The organism is Paenibacillus tianjinensis (assembly GCF_017086365.1).
GTDB classification, from domain to species: Bacteria; Bacillota; Bacilli; order Paenibacillales; family Paenibacillaceae; genus Paenibacillus_AQ; species Paenibacillus_AQ tianjinensis.
Map to the genome: position 1 here is coordinate 3,238,624 of NZ_CP070969.1, position 17,949 is coordinate 3,256,572.

Consider the following 17,949-nt stretch of genomic DNA (forward strand, 5'->3'; position numbering starts at 1 on the left):
CCAATGATCGATTTTGCAGCAAAGCTTAGTAAGTATGCGGATTTGGCTGTTGAGATTGGAGTTAATGTCCAGCCGGGACAGACTCTGGTCGTGAATGCACCGATTTCCGGAGCCGAGTTTGTCCGTCTGATTACTGCCAAGGCCTACGCCAAGGGAGCAAGTCTGGTCAAAGTAAACTGGAGTGATGAATTCGTCACCCGCCAGCAATTCGAGCATGCCGCTCCGGAAGTATTCACGAAAGCACCTACCTGGTATGCCGGGGAAATGACCGAATTTGCTGAGAATGGCGCTGCCATCCTGAATGTTATCGCAGAAAATCCCGATGCGCTCACAGGTATTGATCCTGAACGTATTGCCAATTTCCAAAAGACACGTGGTGCAGCACTCCAGAGATACCGTGAGCTGCAGATGTCCGATAAAGTCAGCTGGAGTATTGTGGCTATCCCGTCACAGCCCTGGGCTGACAAAGTGTTCCCGGATGTGCCGGCTGAAGAACGCGTGGATAAGCTGTGGGAAGCCATTTTCCATACCGTGCGCTTAGACCGTGAAGACCCGGTAGCCGCCTGGCAGGAGCATTTGGACACCCTGGAGCAGAAAGCCAATGTCCTAAACGCCAAGAAATATAAAAGCTTGCATTACATAGCACCCGGTACCGACCTCACTATTGAGCTCCCGGAAGGCCATCTGTGGGCACAGGGTGACAGCATCAACGCGAAGGGCCATTCCTTCGTCGCCAATATGCCAACCGAAGAAGTATTCACTGCACCGCTTAAGACTGGTGTTAACGGTACTGTTAGAGCTACCAAACCGCTCAGCTACGGCGGGAATATTATTGACGGCTTCTCTATTACCTTTGAGAACGGACGTATCATCAGTGTAAGCGCCGAGCAAGGCCAGGATTCACTGGAATATCTGATCGGCCTGGATGAGGGCGCGAAATACCTGGGTGAAGTTGCGCTTGTACCGCATAAATCCCCGATCTCTGAATCAAACATCCTGTATTTCAATACCTTGTTTGATGAGAATGCCTCCAACCATCTGGCCATTGGCACAGCTTACGCTTTCTGTCTGGAAGGCGGCAAAGAAATGACCCAGGATGAGCTGACTGCACATGGTCTTAACACAAGCGTTACCCACGTTGACTTTATGATCGGATCGCCTGAGATGGATATCTACGGCATTTCCGCAGACGGCTCGCAAGAACCCGTCTTCCTCAAAGGAAACTGGGCGTTTTAATAAATACAGATAAAGATGACAGGAGCTGAACCAATGCTGGATTTCAAGCAAAAGCTGGAGAATTATGCCCTGCTTGCGGTTAAGATCGGGATTAATATTCAACCTGGACAGACGCTGGTGATCAATGCAGATATCGTATCTGCAGAATTAGTCCGCCTTATCGTGCGCCAAGCCTATGAAGCCGGAGCCAAGCTGGTCAAGGTTAATTATAGCGATGAATTCGTCACGCGTACCCGTTACGAGCTCGCGCCGTCCGAAAGCTTCCTTGAACCGCCGAAATGGCAGGCGGATGAACTCGAGGACCTGGCCCGGAAAGGCGCAGCATTCTTGAGTGTTGTTTCCGCTAATCCGGATCTCCTTAATGGAATTGAGGCCAGCCGGATCGCCGACAATCAGCGTACAGCCGGTACAGCTATGGCCCCGTATCGTGAAATGATGATGGCCAATCATGTCAGCTGGAGCATTGTGGCCTACCCTTCCACTACCTGGGCGGCCAAAGTATTCCCCGATGCAGCACCAGAAGCACAGGTTGATCTGCTCTGGGATGCAATCTTTAAGGCAGTCCGCGCCGATCAGGAGAACCCCGTGGAAGCCTGGAGCAACCATTTGGCCGGCTTGAAACAACGCTGCGACATCCTGAATGAGCGTAAATACCGCAAACTGCATTTCACTGCAGCAGGCACAGATCTGACTCTTGAGCTGCCGGAAGGTCATATCTGGTGTCAGGCCGGTGCTGTAAACGGACGGGGAATTCCCTTCCTCGCCAACATTCCGACTGAGGAAGTGTTCACTGCACCGCTTAAGACCGGTGCCAGCGGCAAGGTGAGCAGTACGAAACCGCTTAGCTACGGCGGGAATATCATCGACAAATTCACCTTAACATTAGAGAATGGCAAGGTAACAGATTTTACAGCAGAAACAGGTCAGGAAGCCTTGGCTTCGCTGCTTGCGATGGATGAAGGCTCTGCTTACTTTGGAGAAGTGGCACTGGTGCCCTTCCATTCTCCAATTTCGGAAAGCGGTATCCTCTATTACACTACCCTTTATGATGAGAATGCCTCCTGTCATCTGGCTCTTGGAGCAGCTTATGCTTTCACTCTGCAGGACGGCATTGCTATGACCAAGGAACAGCTGGCCGGCCATGGAATGAATCAAAGTCTTACCCATGTCGACTTCATGATGGGATCGCCGGAGATGAACATCGACGGTATTACGGATGACGGCAACACAGAACCGATATTCAGAGCAGGAAACTGGGCTTCAAGCATATAATCACCTGCCATATTAATGTAAAAAATTAAAGTCCCCCGCTTCTCTTTGGAGACAGCGGGGGGCTTTTTGCTCAAATTTGAAGTTTTGTTCAAATAATATTCACATAATTGTTGAAATTAATTCACAAATATGTCACAATACAATTAAGGTTTGCATTTCCAGTTTATAGCCTTATCAAATTTAGGAGGGAATCCTATGAAAGAATCATTGTCCCAGAACCTGGAGCCGAGAGAAACAGAGCGGACCAAGATTCAGCCTCCCACGGACGCAAGCATCGTAGCCTCCAATGCAATCAAATACACAGCTTACATCATGCTGCTCTTCGGTTTCCTATACTTCCTGATTGCCTACCTGGCACCTATGCTGTAAGGATGTTAAATTATATATTCACTCTAGAAAGCGCTTACGGCCCATAACTTCCCTTTGGAAGCTATAGGCCGTTTTATTATTTACCAGGACATAACTTTACGGATCCAGGCTATTGCTGCAGGTGTCCATACATCCGTCATTGCTGATTGCAGCCAGGCTGCTGCTTCTTCGCGGGAACCTTCAAACGAAGATAGGTTATTAACCTGCATCCAGTGTCCTGCTGTTTCAAAGGATGTGCTATTCCAGCCGTTAACCACACCTTCGGCATTAAGCCTTGCTTTCACACCGGAGATAACAATATCCGCTGTTCCTTGCAGCTCAGTGAGGGCATTGTCAAACGCTGTTTTCTTTTCTTTCACTTTCATATCTGCAAGAGCACGCAGCTCACGTGTTTCAATACCTTCGTTGTCCCTGATGATTTGCAGGAGTACTACTGCTTCTCTGCTGGCTAAGCCGTTGTTGTAACGCTCTTCAATCTCCTGTACGCTGCCGACTGCAGCAGCGAATGCAGGGAACCATTCCCGCGAGACTAGAATCGCTTTTTTCCGGATGAACTTGCCGTAGCCGGCTAATCCTTCTCCCGGGAATCTGGCACGCCAAGCCCAAGGATCAAGCTCTGAACCGGTATGCCAATTCTCTGCCTTGGTCAAACCGTTTACCGAGGGATGCTCTGGTATTAGCTGGGCAAGCGGCAGAATCCCTAGTCTGGCAATAACCCCCGCCATTTCTTCGAATGTAGTTACAATGCCTTGCTCTTCCATACTCTTCATCACGTTTCCTCCCTGCGTTTATTATTCATTGAATTATTCTTTACCACCGCTCTTCACCGGATCGCATGCACCGGATTCCGGCTATAAACGTGTTGATCAGCCGGGTTAAGCTAACCTCCAGATCTAACGGCATGCCGAAGCCTCCCTGATTCTTGAGGGAAGCGAATCCGTGCAGAATACTCCTCAGCCCGCGGACTGCATGCAGCCCGCCTTCTTCACCAAGCTCATAATCTGCAAGCACATTGATGATTAATGACAAAATCTGTCCGCCCGCCTCCTCAAGAGAAGTGTTTCCCTCTTCCGGAGCCCGTAGCGTAGTTTCGTATAGACCCGGATGCTGCCTGGCAAACTCAACATAAGCTCTACTCATGGCATGAACCGCTGCATCACCGCTGATTCCATCGATTGAGGCTTCCATAGCTGTTTGGAGCTGCTCCAGCCCGTGGATAGCCAACAGTTTGCGCAGTTCCTTAAGTCCATCAATGTGATTATACAACGATGGTGAGCGAACGCCCAGCTTGGCCGCAAGTCCTGCCAGCGTCACTTCTGAAATGCCTTGTTCATCAGCCAAATCCGCCGCTGCAAGTACCAATGTATGCTTATCTAGCCCTGCTCTGGGTGACATTTAATTTCCGGCCTTTCTCAGCGACTGCTGCGCTGTATTAATGGCCTGCTGAATCGCTACACCAGGTGTTTTTAACAGGTTGCCATGACCGGGTGCGAGAATCGAGGGTGATAATACCAGCAGCTTCCGAACGCTCGCAAGAGCTAATTCCTTGTTCCAGGTAGCCATAGCCGGAAAAGGGAATAATGGCACTACTGTACCCGATACAGCCGTCCTCCGGAAGGTCTGGAATGCATCTCCGGTAATTAGAGCACCGCTGCGCTGATCCAGGAAGGACATTGATCCCGGGGTATGCCCCGGAGTGCTGACGGCCTGCAGTGACCCAACCTGATCTCCCTCATGCAAAAGTATATCCGCTTGTGTTTTCAGTTTTTTAGGTACCGACCCTTTAATCGGTGTCTGCGGCTCACCTGGCCGTAAAGAACGGTCACCTCTCAACAAGGCAGCATCCCGCTCAGAGATGTAGACTTTGGCCTCAGGGAGTTGTCTCTTAAGCTCGTCTAAGGCCCCCACATGATCGCCATGGGCATGAGTCAGAACAATTCGTGTAATCGGCTTCTGCAGCTTGGCAGCGGCCGCAATAATCCCTTTAGTACTAAACGGCAACGCCGCATCGATTACAGTAAGTTCTTGTTCTTCTACAACAAGATAACAATTTACGGGAAAGAAATTCGGCATCCACGTTAACTGCAATAAATCCCCTGCTTGAGTAACTCTCATAATTACCCCTCCCAAAACTAATGTAATTAGTTACAATATAAACTAACACGATTAGTTTTACAAGAGGGATTATCCTTGACCTTCATCCGTACTGCATTCTACATATAAAAAAAGCATCCCGAAGGATGCTTTTTAAAATCAATGAGAATGATTCAGTAAAGTGAATCAGCCAAAACGGCCCATAATGTATTCCTGTGTCATTTGATTCTCCGGATTACTGAATACCTTTTCTGTCTTGTCATATTCGACAAGTGAACCTAGATAAAAGTACGCAGTGTAATCTGAGATGCGCGCTGCCTGCTGCATGTTGTGCGTGACGATAACGATTCTAAGCTCTTCCTTAAGTTCCTTGATCAGCTCTTCGACTTTACCTGTAGATACAGGATCAAGTGCCGATGCCGGCTCATCCAGCAGCAGGATCTGCGGATTCACTGACAGTGCACGGGCGATGCAGAGACGCTGCTGCTGTCCGCCCGACAAGGCGAGTGCCGAGTCTTTCAGACGGTCTTTAACCTCGTCCCACAGGGCTGCACGGCGCAGGCTGCTCTCCACTATCTCATCCAGTGCGGCCTTCCCTTTGATGCCATGGTATTTCGGGCCGAATGCGATGTTGTCATAAATGGATTTATAGAAAGGATTCGGCTTCTGCCAGACCATTCCGATCTTTTGGCGCAGCTTGATAACATCCGTACCGGGTGCATTGATGTCTACACCGTCAATCCAGATATTCCCTTTCGTTGTCGATCCTGAGATATCATCATTCATCCGGTTTAAGGAACGGAGGAACGTTGATTTGCCGCAGCCCGAAGGCCCTATCAGCGCTGTAACTGTATTCTGGGCAAAGGGAAGACTGATCCCCTTCACCGCTTCATATGTTCCGTAAAATATGCTCAGGTTTTCTGTTTGAAATGATTCCCGCACCGCTGCCGCTGTTCCCATCTCTTACTCCTCCTAGTGTTCTCTAATAATTACTGATTAGTTCATTCTTTTGGATGCTGTAAGCTTGCGGTAAATAAATCTACCGAAGTAACGGGCAAGCAGGTTAAACAGCAGGACCATAATTACGAGCACCGCCGAGGCTCCGGCAGCGATTTGCATAGCATCCGGGGCCAGACCTTCACTGTTAACTTTCCAGATATGCACAGCCAGTGTTTCTGCCGGACGGAACGGGTTAAGCGGTGAGTTCGAATGCAGCGGATTCCAGTCTGAGAAATTCAGACGCGGGCTGCTCATCCCAGCTGTGAACATAAGTGCTGCCGCTTCCCCGAAGACACGTCCTGCGGACAGGATCGTTCCGGTGATGATCGTAGGCAAGGCTACCGGAAGCAACACAGAAGTCACAATCTTCCATTTGGAGAGCCCGAGCGCAAACCCTGCTTCCTTCTGCTGCTTCGGTACGGTTCGGAAAGCCTGCTCGGTAATCCGCACCATCAATGGCAGATTGAAGAATGTCAGGGCAATCGCACCGGAGATCAGCGAGAAGCCAAGATCAAAGTAGTTGACGATCAGGAGGAGGCCGAACAGACCCACAACGATGGACGGGAATGACGAGAGCACCTCTACAATCAGACGAATGAAACCGGTGATCTTACCGGGACGTGCATATTCGGCCATATAAATCCCTGCGCCAAGGCCGAGCGGAACGGTGATGATCAAGGTGAGCACCAGCAGATACAACGAATTGAACAGCTGCGGCCCTACTCCTCCGCCTGCGCGGATTTTTTGCGGTGCTGAGGTCAAGAAATCCCAGCTGATATGATTAAGTCCACGAACCAGGATGTAACCCAGCAGCCCAATTAGAATGGCTACAATCAGCAATGCGAAAAAGACGATAAGCGTAGTGGCGATTTTGTCTGCAGTTCTCGGCTTCAAATCTTATTTCTCCTTTCGAGCATTCTTACGAGGAGGACGAAGATAAACGTCATCAGCATAAGAACCAGCGCCATACTCCATAGCGCATTATTTTGCGGCGAACCCATCGTTGTGTTCCCCATGCTGAGTGTAATTACACTGGTTAATGTGGAAGCCGATTCAAAAAGCGAGCGCGGCACGAAAGGCGCATTACCGATAACCATCTGCACAGCCAGGGCTTCACCAAACGCGCGGGCCATCCCCAGAACTACACCAGTCATAATGGCCGGCAGCGTAGTCGGTAGAATCACCCGGGAGATGGTCTGCCACCGTGTGGCACCGAGCGCAAATGAGGATTCTTTCAAATTTTGCGGCAAAGAAGCAAGCGCGTCTGCAGCCACGCTTGTAATGGTCGGAAGAATCATTACCGACAGCACAAGCGCGCCTGCAGCAACCCCGATGCCCTGGCCGGGAAAGGTGTTCCGCAAAAAGGGAACAATAACACTGAGTCCTACAAAACCGTACACTACGGAAGGTATCCCCGATAACAGCTCGATTACCGGCTGCAGCAGCTTCTTCCCCCAGCCCGGAACAATTTCTGTCATGAAGAGGGCTGCACATATACTAAGAGGACTTGCAATAAGTGCAGCAAGCAGCGTGACGAGGAATGAACCGGTAATAAAGGGCAGTGCCCCGTAAGATGGTGTATCCGCTTCAGGAGCCCACTTACTGCCGAACAAGAAATCTGACACCTTCATTTCACCGCTGATAAAGTTAGCTATCCCTTTAGACGCTACAAAATAGACCATTGATACAATGATCACGATTAGTAACAGCACACAAAAGGACATATAAATACGCCCTAAAAAGTCTTCAATATGATGTTTTTCAATCCGTGTTTTCTTTGGTTTTACCCGCAAGATGCTCCCTCTTTCTAAAGTGAAAAGAGAGGCAGAAGTTTTCCGCCTCTAATCACATGAAGTTCTAATGGATGTTATCCGGTGATAAGTGTGTTTTTAATTATTTCGTAGTTACGTTGCCTTCTACATCACGGGAAACCTGCATTTTATTTGCTGGAATGTAGCCAAGGTCTACAACGTCGCCGTTTTGTACTTCATCAGTAAGCATGTAATCAAGGAATGCTTTTACAGTTTCATTAGGCTCACCGTTAGTGTACATGTGCTCGTAAGCCCATACCGGATATTTACCGCTGATTACATTGTCTACAGAAGGTTCAACACCATCATAGTTCAAGGTTTTTACGGTATCGTCAAGGTAGGACAGAGCCAGGTAACCGATTGCCCCCGGAGTTTCACCGATCATTTTCTTAACTGTACCGGAGGAATCCTCTTGCACAGAGCCTTGAAGGTCTTCCGTTTTGGTTCCAAGCGCAAAGTTTTCGAATGTTGCACGGGTACCGGAGCTGCTTGGACGGTTAATGATTTGGATCGCCTGATCCTTACCGCCTACATCTTTCCAGTTCGTGATTTTTCCTGTGAAAATGTCAACGAGCTGCTGCTTGGTCAAGCTGTCTACACCTGCATCCGGGTTGGATACAGCGGCGATAGCCACAACTGCTACCTGATGGTCAACCAGTGCCTTTGCTTTTTCAGCATCGGCATCCTTCAGCTTCTCTTCTGCAAACACATCGGAGTTTCCGATATCCACTTGTTTCTCAGCAACCTGTGTCAATCCGGTGCCGCTTCCTCCGCCTTGAACCTGAATGTCAACGCCGTTATTTGCGTCCATGAAGCTTTCTGCTACTTGTTCAACGAGCGGCTGCAGAGCTGTAGAGCCCGAAGCCAGAATCGATCCGCTTAATTCACTTCCGCTGCTGCTTTCTGTAGGTGTATTTGTCGCAGCTGCGTTATTGCCCCCGTTATTAGTTGCCGCATTATTTCCGTTGTTGCCGCATGCCGAAAGTGCCACTACGCTTGTTAATGCCAAAGCCATGATCCACGATTTTCTGAATTGCATTGATTTTGTTCCTCCTAAAGTTTTGTTAGCATATGCATTTTTAATTACTCCGCAAAACTCGCTTCGTAAGCATACACTTAGGTTTTGTGTGATTGTGCCCCATCGAATCTGCTTCTGACAAAACTCACTTTGGAAGCTTCCTCTATGTTGTCTCTCTGCTTTACTCTTCTTATTCTAGAACTCGTTCGTTAGAGAAAAGTCTTGGTTTTGTAAAACGGAAGATAAAAATACTAATAGAAAATGTATATCATTATAGATATAATCTATATTAAAGATATAAAACGAAAATTTTTCAGTACGCATCTGGGGGAAAGTCATGAATATAACCAAACTACAAATCGTTGTTCTGATAGAAAAATATAAAAAGGTAACGGATGTGGCTTCTGAAATGGGCTTAAAGCAGCCGACGGTAACCTTTCATATGAAGAGTCTGGAAAGCGAACTGGGAACCTCACTTTTTCAATACCGCAGCGGCCGTGTACTATTGACCGATGCTGGACGTGCACTGTATCAGTATGCCGTAAGGATCGTCACCCTGGCTGTTGAAGCAGAGCGCAGTGTTAAGCAGTTCTCTTCGCTTACATCAGGAAATCTGGAGCTGGAAGCTTCTTATATTCCTGGTACATATGTTTTGCCAAAACTGCTCTCACAATTCATTAATCTGCATCCGGGCATCGATACCTCATTAAAGGTACAAAGCGACCTTCAATTGCGGGATCGGCTGCGGAGCCGGGAAATCCAGATGGCTGTCCTGCATCTGGCGGGTAGCGGCGATGATTCTTTTCATACCAAGCGTATGGCTGACGATGAGGTAGTACTTATCTTTGCACCGGGACATCCTTTTGCACAATCTGTGGAATTAACAGCAGAGCTTCTGGCGCTAGAGCCATGGATTCAACATGAACCAGCTTCTTATTTGGGGGAGACGGCTGAGAAATGGGCACAGGCTAATGGTGTTCGGTTATGGAATCATGCTGTGGTGAATTCTCCGGAAGCACATAAAAGGATGGTTAGTGAAGGAGGCTCCGTGGGGGTATTCTCCAAGTCGGGGATCGAAGCGGAGTTGGCGCTGGGGAGTCTGCGTTATGCCCCCCTTCCGGGCAATCAGGCAGACCATGGCGGGTTTGTGCTGGCTTGGCGTAAAGACCATACGCTGACCCCCCTGCAGCAGGCATTTATAGATCTCGCCGGGGAAAGCGGCTCCGCTGATTAAGAAACATATCGGTTATAAATCAAACATTTCTATATACGACAATGTATACATTATTTAATGGAATTAATTATCATAGTTAATGTCATTAAATAATTAAAAAACCGGCATGACTGCGCTGCTTTTTTTACAAGCTCGCTTGATCATGCCGGTTTATTGTTATTTTAGTCTTTCTCAGCAACCAAGGTAAAGGTCTTCGGAATGCCCTTGTCATACACGTCTGACGACAGGTTCGGCTCTTCTGCCAACTCACGGATAATAAGTCCGCTGCGTGCTGCCGCTGTCACAAGCTCCCCTAATGTCCAGCGCCGCCAATAAACTACACTGTGCTTTGGTTCACTTCCAGGCTCCTGCCCTGTAGCAGGCAGATATTTGGAATAGGATACCCTCTTCTCCTCCAAAGTCGTGTCGAAATAATCACCGTCCACCCTATGCTTACGAACTTTGGCCGTCGATCCCTTCGAGGTGATCAGCTTGGTCGTAACCGGATGGAAATCCCGCAGCACGAACCGCCCCCCGGGAGCCAGCAGCTGATAAACAGTGTCCATAAATGGTCTAAGATCGGTAAAATAATGGACAATCCCCATCTCGGCAAACACAAGGTCATATGAGCTATCCAATACTTCTTCTGGCAGCTTCAGAACATCAGATATGATATACGTAAGCTTCACGCCTGCTTCCTCCGCAAGTTCAGTTGCATAACGAGCATTGGCTTCAGAGAAATCTGCTACACTCACCTCTGCTCCAAGCAGGCTGAGTGCCACAGCTTTCATGCCGTTCGAACCCATGAGGTTCATAATCTTTTTCCCGCTAACCTCTCCAAAGTAAGCATTTAGCGGAAATAATCTGCCCTGAGGGTCTTTCGCCAGCTTTGCGGCAGCTTCCGCAGGTGTGCCGAAACGGCTGGTCCAGGCCGTATACGTATCTTCGTTCCATGTCTCCTCACTGGAAGAAGCCGCTGCCGGCTGGTTCAAATCATGATCATTCATTATGTTAAATACCCCTTTTGTGTGTGAAGTTAGCTGTTCAGCTGCTTACGATGCTTCTCGGAAGAGAGTCTTCAATCCCCAGTGTTTTTTTGCGTCCTGCATATAAGTAGACTGCCAGTCCAGCCATTACAAGCAAACCCCCGGTCCATTGCAGTCCGTTCAGCTTCTCTCCAAGCAGCAGGAAAGCCAGAATACTCGCCCCAACGGGTTCCCCGAGTATATTCATCGAGACTGTTGTAGCCGATACATACTGCATCAGCCAGTTAAACAAAATGTGGCCAAAGACAGTCGGCACCACAGCCAGCAGAACGAAAATCCCCCACTCTTTTGGCGGATAATCAAAGAACGGAATACCGGCCAGCACATTATAAACTGCGAATACTATAGATGCGGAGATAAAGACAATTAGGCTGTACAAATAAGACGGCATTCGGGAAACAAGACGCTGGCCAACCATCATATGTACCGCAACAGCGGCAGTTCCGCCAATGGACAACAGATCACCTTTTACATTATCAGGAGACAGTCCAATATCACCCCAGCCGATAAATACGGTTCCGAAGATCGCAATACCAAGACCAGCAATCGCAGAAAGTGTGCTTTTTTCTTTATACAGCACATAGCACCCAATCATTATAAAAACGGGTTCCAGTGCCATTATCATCGTTGAGCTGGCCACGGAAGTGAATTTGAGCGAGCCCATCCACAGTAAAAAATGCAAGGCGAGCATCATTCCGGAGAATCCGAGCAGCAGCCAGTCTTTACGCCGCAAGGAAAAAGCTGCTCCACTGTAAGGCCGGGCAAACGGCAGCATCAGCAGTGAAGTGAACAACAACCGGTACATGCCTTGAACAGAGGCCGGAGCCGAGGACCATTTAATAAAAATGGACGAAAAAGAGATGGCCACAATTCCAATCAGCATTAATAGCGGAACCGGAACGGGCGGTTTTTTACCATTCACAGCAAAGCGTCCTTTCAGGTCAATTAGATGATACCTATGTAAATTTACCTCAATTTTCGAAAAAAAGCAGCTTTTTCAGGAAAAATCATTTGGGTAGAGGCACAAGTTCCTGCTTCCTGCTAGAACTCATGCCTCTGGAGTTTACAGCTATTCTGCTACGCTAAGGCTTAAGAATCACCTTGATACAATCCTCTTCTTTCTCTTGAAACACCTGGTAGCCATGCTCCGCTCTGCTGATCGGCAGCCGGTGGGTGATGATGTCAGTAGGATCAAACTTATTCTCCTTAATCATCTTGTAGAGGGTCGGCATGTAGTGAATCACTGGCGCCTGCCCCATTTTCAGTGAAATATTGCGTTCAAAAAGCTGGCCCAGCGGGAACAGATTATAGTTGAGGCCATACACCCCGACTAACTGGATCGTCCCAAATTTACGGACTACCTGAGCCGCGATCCGGAAAGCCCCAAGCGAACCACCCTGGAGCATCAAGGCTGTCTCCACCTTTTCCGCTACTGTCTTTTTAGCATCCAACCCTACACAGTCAATGACTACATCCGCTCCGCCGCGGGTAATCTCCTTGAGATGCGCCTCGATGTCCTTGACTTTTTCAAAATTAAAAATCTCCACATTATTTGTCTGTTTGGCGTGCTGCAGACGGTACGGGACATGATCAACGGCGATCACACGGGAAGCTCCCTTCATCCAGGCGAACTTCTGGGTCAGCAGGCCGACCGGGCCGCAGCCCAGGACAATTACCGTATCTCCGGGCTTCACACCGGCACTTTCAACCCCCCACCAGGCGGTAGGTACTATGTCAGAGAGGAAGAGCAGCTTCTCATCCTCCATCTCGGCATCCTCCGGCACCACGAACGGTCCGAAGTTGCCATAAGGCACTCTAAGCAATTCTGCTTGGCCTCCGGCATAACCTCCGTACGTATCCGAATAACCGAGGAATCCTCCGGTGTCCTTAGCCTCATTCGAATGATCGCACTGACTTTCCATCTCATGCTGGCAGAAATAACATTGTCCGCAGGCTACGTTAAAAGGGACGATTACACGGTCGCCTTTTTTTACCTTAGTGACCTCCGGTCCTACATCTTCGACAATCCCCATTGGCTCATGCCCGATAACATAATCATCATGCATGCCCGGAATTTCGCCGTTATAAATATGCAGGTCGGAGCCGCAAATTGCGGTAGAGGTGATACGTACAATAATATCGTCCTTTTTCTCCAGCTTAGCGTCGGCTACTTCTTTGACTTCGACTTTCCTTTTCCCTTGATAAGTTACTGCCTTCATGACGAGGTCCACTCCTTTGGAAATAGAGTAAAGAACTTAGCGGGCTACATTGGTTAGCAGCATACTATGTTATAACCCTAAACTCCTCTAGCTTATCCCCAGATCTGAAAGTCTTAACCCTCAAGGTGCCTGAAAAGATCAAATATGCTCTCCATCAGAAGCCAAGCTCCCAGAACTGCAGCGGTCAAAAGTACAATGAACAATACCAGCCAGACCTTGATATGCCGTTTGCGTCTGCTGGCTCTGCCCAGTCCCACTTCCTCATCCGGCCACCAATACCAGTCTTTACCGGGTTTCATATGGTTGGAACGTAATTTCATCGGCAGGACGCAGTTTTACAAATCTTCCGCCGAGCACTCCATTGTGATGCTTCACAATCTCTTCACCGCTTAGATTTCCATTATCGAAGGTGCTGTGTGCATCCTGAACGAGTATATTGTTGTAATCCATACTGAATGCCCGCCGGCAGGTTGAATCCAGACAGAACTCGGTCTGCATCCCGCAGATCACAAGATCTGTAATTCCTTGACGCTGGAGCTCTTCATGCAGTAAGGTCCGATGAAATGCATCCCAAGTCGGTTTCTCCACGATGGTCTCACCTTCGCGGGGCTTCACAAGGCTGCTGATCTCCCAGGTCGGCAATCCCTTGGTATATTCCTCGTCTTCTGTATGCTGAATATATACAACCGGAATATTGGCGGATCTCGCTTTATCGAGCAAAGATACAATCCGTTTCATCACATTGTCCACATCATACAGCTTCATATCCGGATAAGAAAACATCGCCTCTTGAACATCAATAATCAGCAGTGCTGTTGTCATTGATAACTCCTCCTTGGTTCTTTGATCCTTTTTCTACTCATTATACTGAAAAAGATTATATCAGACCTAGAGCTCAAATAGACTCCCCATCCAGTGAAATTTATGGATACGTCTTGGAAAGGACCGTGAAGCGGAAAAAGGGGCATCTCACACACCATCAAATGGTGCGGAGATCCCCCTTTGTTTTCAATAGTTATTTGCCCCGCTTGTTATGCCATATCAGCGCATGCAGCTGCGGCAACACCCGTGCCCGGTTCATCTCTGGATCAGCAATCACTAGGTTGAACAGCCATTCCAGCCGTCCTAAGAGGCGTGCCGAAATGTCCCCCGGTTCCGTTACATCCTCATTCCCGGGCTGCAGGTACAGCGAAACTCCGGGATAACGCTGATGAACGCTTTTGGCATAGGCATAGTCTTGCTCGTCAAACACCACGACCTTCAGGCTATGCGTAGCCTTGCCTTGCTCCTTCAGCTTGCCCATGATTCTGTCCAGCATTGCCCAGTCCGTCTTCATTCCCGAGCTTGGCGGTTTAGGACTGATCGTTAGCGTATCGATCTCATAAAACCAGTCCTGCCAGCGGCTGCCCTGTGTTTCGATAGCGGCCTGAATGCCGTGCTCATGCAGCAGAGCAACAAATTCCGCCATACTGTTGCCGAGCAGGGCCGGATTCCCGCCGGAAATGGTCACAGAGTCAAAGTTCTGGCCAGCCAGTGCAATAAGCTCATTCATAATTTCCTCCGGCTCCAGCATCCGTACAATATCCTTAGCAGAACCATCCCAGGTAAAGGCTGAGTCGCACCAGCTGCAGCGGTAGTCACAGCCGTAGGTGCGGACGAACATTGTTTTGACACCGATCACGGCGCCTTCCCCTTGAATCGTCGGGCCAAAGATTTCAATTACCGGTATTTTACTCACAGTCACAGCCCCCGTGCAGGCGGTAGGCAGGTCCATCCTCCGGAATATCTGCAGCCATTACCTCTGCCCAGGAGGTAGGCGTCTCCCACAGCTTGACTGAATACAGCGGCAATGACGCCTGTTTCAGTTGATAGGCCATATAGGCAGACATGTTCTCAGCAGTTGTACGGAATCCGAGCAGTGCTACTTTTGAGCCGGAATTCTGAAGAGCCTCCAGGACAGGCTCATTGCCCATTGCCAGAAAAGCATGATCCAGACGGTCTACAAGACTTTGCTGCACAATAGCCTTAATGTCGCTGAAATCCACAACAAAGCCTTCATCAGAGTGCCCTGCTTCTGTTGAAGGTTTGCCTTTTAACACGACTTCAAGCTTATAGGTATGGCCATGCAGATTGCTGCATTTTCCTTTATGTCCAACCAGCTGATGCGCAGAATCAAAGGTGAAAATCTTACAGACCGATACATCACCCAGCATTACAGACCACCTTTCGTTTGTTCCGCCATGTATTGCTCAAGGCCGCGCTGACGCAGCAGACAAGCCGGACAGGTGCCGCAGCCGCTGCCGACGATGCCGTTATAGCAAGTCAACGTGTGCTCACGGATATAGTCAAAGTGACCCAGTTCATCGGCCAGCTTCCAGGTTTCCTTTTTATCGAGCCACATCAGCGGCGTATGAATAACGAATTCATAGTCCATCGACAGATTGAGTGTCACATTCAGGGACTTTACGAACACATCCCGGCAATCGGGATACCCGCTGAAGTCCGTCTGACACACACCGGTGATGATGTTGGCATAGCCCAGCTGTTTGGCCAGAATGGCGGCAAAGGACAGGAACAGCAGATTACGCCCATCCACGAACGTACTTGGCAGTTCCCCATCTTCTCCGGCTTCAATCTCGATGTTATCCCGTGTTAAAGCGTTAGGTGCCAGCTGATTGAGCAGTCCCAGATCTAGAATATGCTGCTTCACACCAAACTTTGCAGCAATTTCTTTGGCAACTTCAATCTCGGCTGCATGCCGCTGATTATAGTTAAAAGTAACTACCTGAACCTCTTCGAAGTGCTTCAGCGCCCATACGAGGCAAGTGGTGCTGTCTTGTCCGCCGCTGAACACAACGAGTGCTTTTTTATTCATTAACAGTTCTCCTCTCCATTACTGCTCTGGTCCTACCGATTATCAACTTTCTCCGGATACATATCATGATTCATCAGCCGGTGCTCGGCCATAGCTTCATACTTGGTTCCCGGACGTCCCCAGTTGCAGTAAGGATCAATGGAAATGCCGCCGCGCGGTGTGAACTTGCCCCACACTTCGATATAACGCGGATTCATCAAGGAGATCAGATCATTCATAATAATGTTGACACAATCTTCATGAAAATCACCATGATTGCGGAAGCTGAACAAATAGAGCTTCAGTGATTTGGATTCAACCATCTTGATATCCGGAATGTACGAGATGTACATCACACCGAAATCAGGCTGTCCGGTTACGGGACACAGACTGGTGAACTCCGGACAATTGAATTTCACAAAATAATCACGGCCGGGATGCTTGTTATCGAAGCTTTCCAGGATCTCAGGAGCATACCCGAATTTATATTGTGTTCCCTGATTGCCCAGCAGGGTAACTTCCTTCATTTCCTCTTTCAATCTTCCTTCTGACATGACAAAAAACCCCTCTCTTTTCCTGCGGCTTTCGCCGGATTCGGAAAGAAGAACGAGATTTCGAAAACTTGGCTCTACTAAGAAGACAAGCCTCTATGACACCAGTAAACGGCATTTTTAGCCGTCTGGCGGTCAGGCGTTGTCTTATTGACGCATGGCATAACATGTAAAGTATACTGCAGATATGCTCAAAGCGGCCTTAGTTTTTTATAGAGGGAGTTTGCGAACCTCTCCTGCGACATATACGCAGAATTCTTCTTATACTTATACTAGCGTCTTGAACTATATCATGTTTCGCAGATCGCTGGCAACCCTTAAAGATGATCCAAAATTAGTGAACACAGCATACCCAGCGCGGCCATAAATCCGGTCAGCGGACCTCCGTCCTCATATGCCTCCGGCATCATACTGGAGGATACCATGGAAATGATCCCGCCTCCGGCAAAAGAAGCAATAATAGCTGTTGTATACCCGCTGGCATGATCCATAAAGGCATAGCCTGTACCCGAGGCGAGCGTTGATATAACAAGTACGCCTATCCAGAGCAGCACCACTTTGCTTTTGCTGTAGCCATCCTGTTTGAGCCCGGCTGTACTGGAGAGCCCTTCGGGAATATTGCTGATAAAGATTGCAATTACTAGCAGCAGGCTAACCCCTTTACCTGAAATCAGACTGGCCCCGATCATGATGGACTCAGGAATCGCATCCAGCACCGTACCGGCAAAAATCGCCAGCCCACTGCTGCCTTTTCCCTTTGAGCCGCCAGCACCTCTAACGGAGCGTTTGCGTCCGGACCCGCCTTTTCGCGAGATGTACCAGTCGAACAAGGTGAAAACCAGCGCACCGGCTATAAATCCGATAATGGTCGGGAACAGCCCCCCATCATTAGCGGAATCGTCCAGCAGCTCATAGGCGGCAGCTCCGATTAACACTCCGGTTCCGAACGCCATAATAAAGCCAATAAGCTTCTTGCGGATATGCAGAAACAACGCCATCAGCGCACCAATTAGTACAGCAGATCCGGAAACCGCACCCCATAGGACAGCATTCAACACCAGCTTCACCTTCTACAGTCAGTTTAAATTGCACAGAAATGGCATAGTAGTATTGTACACTTCAAAATAAACGGGCAAACATTGCAGCTGTGTTCTCCCTCCATCTTTTGTAACTGTTCTGGAGCTTTCGATATGATTCATATTATTAATTATTAATGTAATTAAATAAATGTTTCATTGTTTATAGCCAAGCTCCCCGGTCAATAGTC

General features: G+C 48.7%; 21 protein-coding genes and 1 riboswitch. Of the genes, 4 read left to right on the plus strand and 17 right to left on the minus strand.

Going from position 1 to position 17,949, the window contains the following annotated elements; all coding sequences use genetic code 11:
• Positions 1-3: 3 nt before the first annotated feature.
• The 3 genes from JRJ22_RS14380 (at position 4) to JRJ22_RS14390 (ending at position 2,877) form a co-directional block, all read left to right on the plus strand.
• Entirely contained in the window at positions 4-1,236 is a 1,233-nt protein-coding gene (locus JRJ22_RS14380; RefSeq protein WP_206100216.1) for an aminopeptidase, read from the plus strand.
• A 33-nt stretch (positions 1,237-1,269) separates the two neighbouring features.
• Entirely contained in the window at positions 1,270-2,508 is a 1,239-nt protein-coding gene (locus JRJ22_RS14385) for an aminopeptidase (protein WP_206100217.1), read from the plus strand.
• Positions 2,509-2,703: 195 nt separating this feature from the next.
• The gene (locus tag JRJ22_RS14390) at positions 2,704-2,877 is read left to right on the plus strand and encodes a hypothetical protein (protein ID WP_206105357.1); all 174 of its coding nucleotides are present in this window, start codon (positions 2,704-2,706) and stop codon (positions 2,875-2,877) included.
• Positions 2,878-2,957: 80 nt separating this feature from the next.
• Here JRJ22_RS14390 and JRJ22_RS14395 read toward each other — a convergent pair whose 3' ends face one another.
• The 7 genes from JRJ22_RS14395 to JRJ22_RS14425 form a co-directional block, all read right to left on the minus strand.
• Positions 2,958-3,647 (minus strand): AlkZ-related protein, encoded by a 690-nt coding sequence (locus tag JRJ22_RS14395; RefSeq protein ID WP_206100218.1) that lies wholly within the window; start codon positions 3,645-3,647, stop codon positions 2,958-2,960.
• Positions 3,648-3,687: 40 nt separating this feature from the next.
• The gene (locus JRJ22_RS14400; protein ID WP_206100219.1) at positions 3,688-4,272 is read right to left on the minus strand and encodes a TetR/AcrR family transcriptional regulator; all 585 of its coding nucleotides are present in this window, start codon (positions 4,270-4,272) and stop codon (positions 3,688-3,690) included.
• On the minus strand, positions 4,273-4,992 hold the full coding sequence (locus tag JRJ22_RS14405) for an MBL fold metallo-hydrolase (protein WP_206100220.1): 720 nt from the start codon (positions 4,990-4,992) through the stop codon (positions 4,273-4,275).
• A 165-nt stretch (positions 4,993-5,157) separates the two neighbouring features.
• Entirely contained in the window at positions 5,158-5,931 is a 774-nt protein-coding gene (gene pstB, locus JRJ22_RS14410; RefSeq protein ID WP_054940781.1) for a phosphate ABC transporter ATP-binding protein PstB, read from the minus strand.
• A gap of 36 nt (positions 5,932-5,967) precedes the next feature.
• Positions 5,968-6,864: a phosphate ABC transporter permease PstA gene (pstA, locus tag JRJ22_RS14415; protein WP_206100221.1), complete on the minus strand. Its 897-nt coding sequence runs from the start codon at positions 6,862-6,864 to the stop codon at positions 5,968-5,970.
• Positions 6,861-7,763, minus strand: coding sequence for a phosphate ABC transporter permease subunit PstC (gene pstC, locus JRJ22_RS14420; RefSeq protein ID WP_206100222.1), 903 nt, complete (start codon positions 7,761-7,763; stop codon positions 6,861-6,863). Before pstC ends, pstA begins: the two co-directional genes overlap by 4 nt.
• Before the next feature lie 100 nt (positions 7,764-7,863).
• Positions 7,864-8,820: a phosphate ABC transporter substrate-binding protein gene (locus tag JRJ22_RS14425; protein ID WP_206100223.1), complete on the minus strand. Its 957-nt coding sequence runs from the start codon at positions 8,818-8,820 to the stop codon at positions 7,864-7,866.
• 316 nt (positions 8,821-9,136) lie between these two features.
• Between JRJ22_RS14425 and JRJ22_RS14430 the strand changes: the two genes are divergently transcribed.
• Entirely contained in the window at positions 9,137-10,033 is an 897-nt protein-coding gene (locus tag JRJ22_RS14430; RefSeq protein WP_206100224.1) for a LysR family transcriptional regulator, read from the plus strand.
• 161 nt (positions 10,034-10,194) lie between these two features.
• Here JRJ22_RS14430 and JRJ22_RS14435 read toward each other — a convergent pair whose 3' ends face one another.
• The 10 genes from JRJ22_RS14435 to JRJ22_RS14480 form a co-directional block, all read right to left on the minus strand.
• Positions 10,195-11,019, minus strand: coding sequence for a class I SAM-dependent methyltransferase (locus tag JRJ22_RS14435; RefSeq protein ID WP_206100225.1), 825 nt, complete (start codon positions 11,017-11,019; stop codon positions 10,195-10,197).
• A 37-nt stretch (positions 11,020-11,056) separates the two neighbouring features.
• Positions 11,057-11,980 carry a DMT family transporter gene (locus JRJ22_RS14440; protein WP_206100226.1) on the minus strand — a complete coding sequence of 308 codons (924 nt, stop codon included), beginning with the start codon at positions 11,978-11,980 and terminating at the stop codon, positions 11,057-11,059.
• Positions 11,981-12,140: 160 nt separating this feature from the next.
• Entirely contained in the window at positions 12,141-13,277 is a 1,137-nt protein-coding gene (locus tag JRJ22_RS14445; protein WP_206100227.1) for a zinc-dependent alcohol dehydrogenase, read from the minus strand.
• A 113-nt stretch (positions 13,278-13,390) separates the two neighbouring features.
• A complete protein-coding gene (locus tag JRJ22_RS14450; protein WP_206100228.1) occupies positions 13,391-13,576 on the minus strand; it encodes a hypothetical protein in 186 nt (61 codons plus the stop codon).
• A complete protein-coding gene (locus JRJ22_RS14455) occupies positions 13,563-14,099 on the minus strand; it encodes a cysteine hydrolase family protein (protein ID WP_206100229.1) in 537 nt (178 codons plus the stop codon). Before JRJ22_RS14455 ends, JRJ22_RS14450 begins: the two co-directional genes overlap by 14 nt.
• 193 nt (positions 14,100-14,292) lie before the next feature.
• A complete protein-coding gene (gene queE / locus JRJ22_RS14460; protein WP_232380844.1) occupies positions 14,293-15,015 on the minus strand; it encodes a 7-carboxy-7-deazaguanine synthase QueE in 723 nt (240 codons plus the stop codon).
• The gene (gene queD / locus JRJ22_RS14465) at positions 15,008-15,490 is read right to left on the minus strand and encodes a 6-carboxytetrahydropterin synthase QueD (RefSeq protein ID WP_206100231.1); all 483 of its coding nucleotides are present in this window, start codon (positions 15,488-15,490) and stop codon (positions 15,008-15,010) included. The genes queE and queD overlap by 8 nt, the downstream gene beginning before the upstream one ends.
• Entirely contained in the window at positions 15,490-16,152 is a 663-nt protein-coding gene (queC, locus tag JRJ22_RS14470) for a 7-cyano-7-deazaguanine synthase QueC (RefSeq protein ID WP_206100232.1), read from the minus strand. The genes queD and queC overlap by 1 nt, the downstream gene beginning before the upstream one ends.
• 32 nt (positions 16,153-16,184) lie before the next feature.
• A complete protein-coding gene (gene queF, locus JRJ22_RS14475; protein WP_206100233.1) occupies positions 16,185-16,685 on the minus strand; it encodes a preQ(1) synthase in 501 nt (166 codons plus the stop codon).
• A 193-nt stretch (positions 16,686-16,878) separates the two neighbouring features.
• Positions 16,879-16,922, minus strand: a riboswitch (PreQ1 riboswitch).
• 77 nt (positions 16,923-16,999) lie between these two features.
• Positions 17,000-17,740 carry a ZIP family metal transporter gene (locus JRJ22_RS14480; RefSeq protein ID WP_206100234.1) on the minus strand — a complete coding sequence of 247 codons (741 nt, stop codon included), beginning with the start codon at positions 17,738-17,740 and terminating at the stop codon, positions 17,000-17,002.
• Positions 17,741-17,949: the final 209 nt, after the last annotated feature.

Coding starts and splice junctions, on each gene's coding strand:
- JRJ22_RS14380 (WP_206100216.1), top strand. CDS start 4: ATGATCGATTTTGCAGCAAAGCTTAGTAAGTATGCGGATTTGGCTGTT.
- JRJ22_RS14450 (WP_206100228.1), bottom strand. CDS start 13,576: ATGAAACCCGGTAAAGACTGGTATTGGTGGCCGGATGAGGAAGTGGGA.
- JRJ22_RS14430 (WP_206100224.1), top strand. CDS start 9,137: ATGAATATAACCAAACTACAAATCGTTGTTCTGATAGAAAAATATAAA.
- JRJ22_RS14445 (WP_206100227.1), bottom strand. CDS start 13,277: ATGAAGGCAGTAACTTATCAAGGGAAAAGGAAAGTCGAAGTCAAAGAA.
- JRJ22_RS14435 (WP_206100225.1), bottom strand. CDS start 11,019: ATGAATGATCATGATTTGAACCAGCCGGCAGCGGCTTCTTCCAGTGAG.
- pstB (WP_054940781.1), bottom strand. CDS start 5,931: ATGGGAACAGCGGCAGCGGTGCGGGAATCATTTCAAACAGAAAACCTG.
- JRJ22_RS14455 (WP_206100229.1), bottom strand. CDS start 14,099: ATGACAACAGCACTGCTGATTATTGATGTTCAAGAGGCGATGTTTTCT.
- JRJ22_RS14405 (WP_206100220.1), bottom strand. CDS start 4,992: ATGAGAGTTACTCAAGCAGGGGATTTATTGCAGTTAACGTGGATGCCG.
- JRJ22_RS14395 (WP_206100218.1), bottom strand. CDS start 3,647: ATGAAGAGTATGGAAGAGCAAGGCATTGTAACTACATTCGAAGAAATG.
- JRJ22_RS14425 (WP_206100223.1), bottom strand. CDS start 8,820: ATGCAATTCAGAAAATCGTGGATCATGGCTTTGGCATTAACAAGCGTA.
- JRJ22_RS14400 (WP_206100219.1), bottom strand. CDS start 4,272: ATGTCACCCAGAGCAGGGCTAGATAAGCATACATTGGTACTTGCAGCG.
- queC (WP_206100232.1), bottom strand. CDS start 16,152: ATGAATAAAAAAGCACTCGTTGTGTTCAGCGGCGGACAAGACAGCACC.
- queF (WP_206100233.1), bottom strand. CDS start 16,685: ATGTCAGAAGGAAGATTGAAAGAGGAAATGAAGGAAGTTACCCTGCTG.
- JRJ22_RS14385 (WP_206100217.1), top strand. CDS start 1,270: ATGCTGGATTTCAAGCAAAAGCTGGAGAATTATGCCCTGCTTGCGGTT.
- queD (WP_206100231.1), bottom strand. CDS start 15,490: ATGCTGGGTGATGTATCGGTCTGTAAGATTTTCACCTTTGATTCTGCG.
- JRJ22_RS14390 (WP_206105357.1), top strand. CDS start 2,704: ATGAAAGAATCATTGTCCCAGAACCTGGAGCCGAGAGAAACAGAGCGG.